The sequence below is a fragment of the Geodermatophilus sp. YIM 151500 genome (assembly GCF_025716945.1).
GTDB lineage: Bacteria > Actinomycetota > Actinomycetes > Mycobacteriales > Geodermatophilaceae > YIM-151500.
Window position 1 is genome coordinate 21,188 of the sequence record NZ_JAOVZT010000023.1, and the last position, 6,168, is coordinate 27,355.

The window sequence follows — 6,168 nt, forward strand, 5'->3', positions numbered from 1 at the left end:
AGAGCGAGTAGCTGCGGACCACCGGCCCGTCGGCGTCCACCAGGCGCACCGGCACGTACTGGCCGGGCAGCCAGGAGGACACCGCACCGCCGTCACCGGGGTCGAGGTGGACGGAGACGACGCGCGCCGACTCGCGGACCACCCGGGTGACGGCGAACCGGCGGAACCCCGGGTACGCCGGCTCGCTCGCGGCCTGCGGCGCCAGGCCCGCGTTCCCGGGCCGGACGCCGGCGGCGAGGAGCTGCCGGAACGACTCCTTCCACCCCTCGGACAGCGCCGGCACGGCCAGCGCGGCGCGCAGCGACGCCGCGTCACGCGCGGCCGTGTAGAGCAGCTGGGAGACGCGGCGGACGGTGAGGCCGGCGGGGTCGCGGTGCACGAGCGTGATCGGATCACCGGCGCCGACCTCGCCCTCCTGCAGCACGCGGAGGTAGAAGCCGGGGCGGCCGTGCCCGGTCAGCAGGGCGGGCATCCGCGGCTCGCCCAGGCGGATGCCCACCTTGTAGCAGGTGACCCGCGGCTGGGTGACCTCGAAGACCGCGCCACCGATCGCGAACCGGTCACCGACGCAGACCTCGTCGTCGGCCAGTCCCTCGACGGTGAAGTTCTCCCCGAAGGTGCCGTGGTCGGGCAGGCTGCGGCCGAGGTGGCGCTCTCAGTGGGCGTAGGCCTCCCGCTGGTACACGAGGACGGCCCGGTGCTCGCCGCCGTGGCCGACGGGATCGGCCTGCGCATCGCCGTCCACGTCCAGCCGGTGCACCCACCGCCGCCCGGCCACGGGGGTCTTCCAGATCGAGGTCTCGACCTGCCCGCCACGCCAGGGGATCGTCCGGGGCCGGCCGACCGACACGGCGAGCAGCCGACCGACCGGGGTCATGGGCGGGAGCCGGCGGTCATGCCCGCCCCGCCCGCGGCCCGCGCCCGACCGGCCCGGCCTCGACGTCGTCGGAGGGCCGGCGCGGGTCGGGGCGGCCGGTCGGCCCGCCCGTCGCCGGACCCGGCCCCTGCGGCGCCGCGGCCTGCGGGCGGCCCAGGATCCCGAGCGCCGCCGCCGGGAAGACCAGCACCGACAGCAGCCCGGCGAACACCAGCGCGGCGGCCGCGGTGGCCGACAGCCGGCCGGTGACCGTGCCGATCTGCGCGACGGTGACCAGGAACGGCAGGCTCGTGGCCTGCAGCAGCCCGGCGGCGAGGGAGCCGGCCCGCCCCAGCCGGCCGCGGTACAGCACCGCGGGCAGGCCGCGGACGACCAGCAGCGCGGCCAGGAAGACCGGTACCTGCAGGAGGGCCGCGGGCTCCTCCAGCAGGCCGCGCAGGTCGAGCTGCACCCCGCTGCTGACGAAGAACACCGGGATCAGGAAGCCGTAGCCGATGGCGTCGAGCTTGGCGCGGAAGCGGGGGTGCGAGGAGGAGTCGCGGTCGACCAAGCCGACCAGCGCGCCGGCGAGGAAGGCGCCGAGGATCGTCTCCAGCCCCAGCCGCTCGGCCAGCGCCACGAAGGCGACCAGCAGCAGCACCACCAGCCGGACGCGGATCTCGGCCGTGGTGTCCTGCAGGCGGACCAGCACGTCGCCCAGCCGCATCGACATCCGCACGCGGCCGACCCCGAGCGCCAGGACGACGACCAGGACGCCGAACCCGGCGAGGAACCCCGCCGTCGTCCCGGCGCCGCCACCCGACATGGAGAACAGCAGCGAGAGCAGCACGATCGCGGCGAAGTCGGCGACCGACGCCGCGGCAATGGTGGTCTGCCCGACGGGATCCCCGGAACGGCCGGCGTCCTTGAGCACCGGCACGACCAGGCCGAGCGACGTCGCCGTCAGGGCGATCGCCAGGAACAGCGGCGCCGACGTCCAGCCGACCGCCTGCGTCCCCCACCCCACCAGCACGGCGAGCACGAGGCTGACGCCGTAGCCGAGCGCCGCCACCCCGAGCAACCGGCCGCGCAGCCCGCGCAGGTCGATCTCCAGGCCGGCGAGCATCAGCAGGAAGGCGAGACCGAACAGCGCCAGCACCTGCACCGGCAGGTCCACCTCGATCCAGCCCAGCACCGAGGGGCCGAGCACGACGCCGGCGACGATCTCCAGCACCACGGCGGGGACTCGCAGCCGTGGCACCCACCCGAGCGCCAGCGGGATCGCCGCCGCGACGCAGGCGACGACCAACAGGTTGAGGAACGAGACGTCGGGCACCGAGGGCCTCCGCGGGAAGAAGTCACAGACCGGCCGCGTCGAGGGCGTGCAACCACACCTCGGCGACCGTGGGGAACGCCGGGACGGCGTGCCGCAACTCGGTCAGGGGCACCCGGGCCGCGACCGCGATCGCGGCCGAGTGCAGCAGTTCCTGGACGCCGCTGCCGGTGATGGTGGCGCCCACCAGGACGCCGGACGCCTCATGGACCACCAACCGGGTGGTCCCCTCCAGGCCCTCGCCGAGCACGTAGGAGCCGGGGACCTCGCCGGTGGCGACGTCGAGCACCCGGACGGCGATGCCCCGCTGCTGCGCCTCGGCCGCGGTCAGACCCACGGCGCACACCTGCGGATCGGTGAAGGTCACCCGCGTCACGGCGTCCCGGCTGGCCCTGTCGCGGACATCCCGTCCGGTGATCACGTCGGCGGCGATCCGGGCCTGGTACTTGCCCATGTGGGTGAGGGGCGCCAGACCGGTGCAGTCCCCGACGGCGTGCAGCCAGCCGCCGGGCACGCCGACGGCCCGCAGGCGGTCGTCCACCCGGACCGGTCTTCCCGGCTTCAGCCCGACGGTGCCCAGCCCGACGTCGTCGGTGCGCGGACGGCGGCCGGTGGCCACCAGCACCTCGTCCGCGGTCACCTCCTGGCCGGTGCTGAGCGTGCCGCGCACCGGCCCGTCGGTGCCGTCCCGCCGGACAGCGGTCAGCCGGGTACCCACCCGCACCGCGATGCCCTCGCGTTCGAACGCGGCCCGCACCTGCTCACCGGCGAACGGTTCCTCGCGGGGCAGCAGTCCCGGGCCGCCCTCGACCACGGTCACCTCCGCGGACCCCAACCGGTGGAACGCCTGCGCCAGCTCCAGGCCGACGGCGCCGCCGCCCAGCACGAGCAGGCGCTCCGGCACCTCCTTGGCCGCGGTGGCGGCTCGGTTGTCCCACGGGCGCACCTCGGCCAGCCCCGGCACCGGCGGCAGGACCGCGCTGCTGCCGGTGGCGAGGACGACCGCTCGCCGGGCGGTCACCGGCGGGCCGTCGTCCACCTTCACCTTCCGGCGCCCGGCGAGCCGGCCGGTCCCCCGCAGCAGCCGCACCCCGTGGTCGGCCAGCCAGCGCTCCTGGCCGGCGTCCGTCCAGTCGGAGGTCATGTAGTTCCGGCGGGCGAGCACGGCCGGCACGTCGACCCGACCGGTCACGGCCGCGTCGACTCCCGGCACCCGGGCGGCTGCCGCCAGCACGTCGCCGGGTCGGAGCAGCGTCTTGCTCGGAATGCACCCCCAGTAGGAACACTCCCCTCCGACCAGCTCGGCCTCGACCAGGACGGTCTCCAGGCCGCGGTCGGCGCACCGTCCGGCGGCCACCTCACCCGCGGGTCCGCCTCCGATCACGACGACGTCGACCTCGAACGCTGCCGGGTGGAACTCGGACATCGGGCCTCCTCGACTCCGGGTCTCCTCGACTCCGGGCCTCCTCGTCTCCCAGCCGTCGTCCGTTCCCACCCGTCCGGCGTTACGCGTAACGGACCGCAGACCGCCGCGACTGCAGGAGTGACACCCCTGACCTCCGGGAGACCCCATGAGCTCCACCCCGATCGCCGACCACGCCTTCCTGTCCGACCGGCACTCCTGCGCACTCGTCGACCGCGCCGGCAGCGTCGTGTGGCTGTGCTTCCCGCGCTTCGACGGCCCGTCGGTCTTCGCCGCGCTCCTGGACGACGACGCGGGCCACTGGTCGGTGCAGCCGGAAGCGGAGTGGACGGCGACCCGCCGGTACGCCGGCCGCTCGCTGGCCCTGGAGACGACCTTCCGGACGACGGGCGGGGAGCTGGTGCTCACCGACGCGCTCGGGTTGGGCCCGGACAACGACGGGCACCGGCTCGGCACGGACGTGCCGCACGTGCTGGTCCGCCGGCTGGTCTGCACGTCGGGTGAGGTGGACGTGCTGGTGGACTACCGGCCGCGGCCCGAGTACGGCCTGATCGTGCCGCTGCTCTCCGAGGTGGACGGCGGGGTGGCCGCGCGGGGTGGAGCCGACTGGCTCGTGCTCACCCTGCCCGGCGAGGTCGCGCTGCACAGCGGGCGCGCCACGGCCCGGCTGCGCCTGCGGGCCGGGGACGTCGTCCACCTGGCCCTGCAGCGCAGCACCCTCGGCGACGCCGTCGCCGCGCACGTCTGGTCGCAGGACGAGCTGGCCGAACTGCTCGACCGCACGCTGGCCTCCTGGGACTCGTGGTGCGAGCTGCACCAGTCCTACGACGGCCCGTGGGCCGACCTGGTCCACCTGAGCGGGCGCGTGCTGCAGGGGCTGTCGTACCAGCCGAGCGGCGCCGTCGTCGCCGCCGGCACCACGTCGCTGCCGGAGGGCGTCGGTGGGGAGCGCAACTGGGACTACCGCTACGCCTGGGTCCGCGACGCCAGCTTCACCATGGAGGCGCTGTGGGTCGCCGCCTGCCCCGACGAGGCGGAGGACTTCTTCGCCTTCATGACGACGGCCGGAGCCGGTGGCATCGGGCCGGATGCGTCGCTGCAGATCATGTTCGGCGTCGGCGGGGAGCACGACCTCAGCGAGCGGACCCTGGAGCACCTGCGGGGCTGGCGGGACAGCCGGCCGGTGCGCGTGGGCAACGGCGCGTGGAACCAGCAGCAGGTCGACGTCTACGGCGAGCTGCTCGGTGCGGCCGCCCGGCTGGCCGACCAGCTGCCCGCCCTGGACGACGAGACGCGGTGGTTCCTCGCGGCCTGCGCCGACACCGCCGCCGTCCGGTGGCGGGACCGGGACCAGGGGATCTGGGAGGTGCGCGGGGAGCCGCAGCACTTCCTCTACTCGAAGGTGATGTGCTGGGTCGCGCTGGACCGCGCGATCGCCCTCGCCCCCCAGCTGCGCTGCGAGGACCGCGTCGAGGAGTGGGCGAAGGCGCGCGAGGAGATCGCGGACGCGGTGCTGCAGCAGGGGTGGAGCGAGGAAGCCGGGGCGTTCACCCAGTACTTCGGCTCCACCGCGCTCGACGCCTCCAACCTGATGCTGCCGATCGTCGGGTTCCTCCCCGCCGACGACCCCCGGATGCTGGCCACCATCGACGCCATCGCCGAACGGCTCACCGACGAACGGGGCCTGGTGTACCGCTACCGCACGGAGGAGGGCGTCGACGGGCTGGCCGGCGAGGAGGGCACGTTCCTGCTGTGCACCTTCTGGTTGGCCCAGGCGCTCGCGCTGTCCGGGCAGGTGGACCGGGCCCGGACCGTGTTCGAGGCGGCCGCCGCCTTCGTCAACGACCTGGGACTGCTCTCGGAGGAGGTCGACGCGGACACGGGCGAGCTGCTCGGCAATGTGCCGCAGGCGTTCAGCCACATCGGCCTGGTCAACGCGGCGTGGGCCATCGACCAGGCGCAGCGGGCCCGGCGATGAGGGACCGCACGCCGGGTATCGACGAGGCCGTGCGGGCGCCGCGGCCGGCCGTGGGACAGCAGCGCGGCCGCGGCCGGCCGTGAGACAGCAGCGCGGCCGCGGCCGGCTGCGCGCCGGCTCGAGGACGAGCACCGCGACGCCGGTCGGGAAGGGATGTCCGGTGGCTGAGCAACCGCCTCTCCGAGGCACCGACCTGACGCTGGCGTGCCAGGAGTTCGTCGAGCTGGTCACCGAGCACCTGGAGGGGACGCTGCCCGAGCGGGCCGCGCGGGCGGTCGCAGCGCATCTCGACCTGTGCGAGCCGTGCCGGATCTACCTCGAGCAGATGCGCAGCACGGCGACCGCGCTCCGGACGGTCCCCGTCCCCTCGCTCCCTCCCCCCGCCCGGAGGCGGCTGCTCGAGGTGTTCACGACCCTGCACGGTGATGGGCGGGGCGGAGGTCCTTGAGGGCCGTCGACCGTGCACACGCTCGACCCTTTCTCGTCCGCTTACTGCGCGCTGACCTGCGCTTTCGCCTTGCCGAACCCCGGTCCGTCGACTATTCTCGAACACACGTTCGATGCGTCGGGGAGGTGCC

At 74.9% G+C, this 6,168-nt stretch carries 5 protein-coding genes and 1 pseudogene; 2 read left to right on the forward strand and 4 right to left on the reverse strand.

Going from position 1 to position 6,168, the window contains the following annotated elements; all coding sequences use genetic code 11:
* Positions 1-241: 241 nt before the first annotated feature.
* The 4 genes and pseudogenes from OF117_RS22330 to OF117_RS21655 form a co-directional block, all read right to left on the reverse strand.
* A pseudogene (locus OF117_RS22330) lies at positions 242-637 on the reverse strand (MOSC domain-containing protein); the annotation flags it as partial.
* An 18-nt stretch (positions 638-655) separates the two neighbouring features.
* The gene (locus OF117_RS21645; RefSeq protein ID WP_263554929.1) at positions 656-877 is read right to left on the reverse strand and encodes a hypothetical protein; all 222 of its coding nucleotides are present in this window, start codon (positions 875-877) and stop codon (positions 656-658) included.
* A gap of 16 nt (positions 878-893) precedes the next feature.
* Complete coding sequence (locus OF117_RS21650; protein WP_263554930.1) at positions 894-2,192, reverse strand: cation:proton antiporter; 1,299 nt, start codon at positions 2,190-2,192, stop codon at positions 894-896.
* Positions 2,193-2,214: 22 nt separating this feature from the next.
* A complete protein-coding gene (locus OF117_RS21655; RefSeq protein WP_263554931.1) occupies positions 2,215-3,615 on the reverse strand; it encodes a dihydrolipoyl dehydrogenase family protein in 1,401 nt (466 codons plus the stop codon).
* 145 nt (positions 3,616-3,760) lie between these two features.
* On the opposite strand from OF117_RS21655, the gene OF117_RS21660 reads away from it, so the two are divergent.
* The gene (locus OF117_RS21660) at positions 3,761-5,590 is read left to right on the forward strand and encodes a glycoside hydrolase family 15 protein (RefSeq protein WP_263554932.1); all 1,830 of its coding nucleotides are present in this window, start codon (positions 3,761-3,763) and stop codon (positions 5,588-5,590) included.
* Between the two features lie 160 nt (positions 5,591-5,750).
* Positions 5,751-6,038 (forward strand): anti-sigma factor family protein, encoded by a 288-nt coding sequence (locus OF117_RS21665; RefSeq protein WP_263554933.1) that lies wholly within the window; start codon positions 5,751-5,753, stop codon positions 6,036-6,038.
* Positions 6,039-6,168: the final 130 nt, after the last annotated feature.

Bases quoted from the DNA above. Each gene is read 5' to 3' on its own strand.
- OF117_RS21645 (WP_263554929.1), bottom strand. From the start codon at position 877: ATGACCCCGGTCGGTCGGCTGCTCGCCGTGTCGGTCGGCCGGCCCCGG.
- OF117_RS21655 (WP_263554931.1), bottom strand. From the start codon at position 3,615: ATGTCCGAGTTCCACCCGGCAGCGTTCGAGGTCGACGTCGTCGTGATC.
- OF117_RS21660 (WP_263554932.1), top strand. From the start codon at position 3,761: ATGAGCTCCACCCCGATCGCCGACCACGCCTTCCTGTCCGACCGGCAC.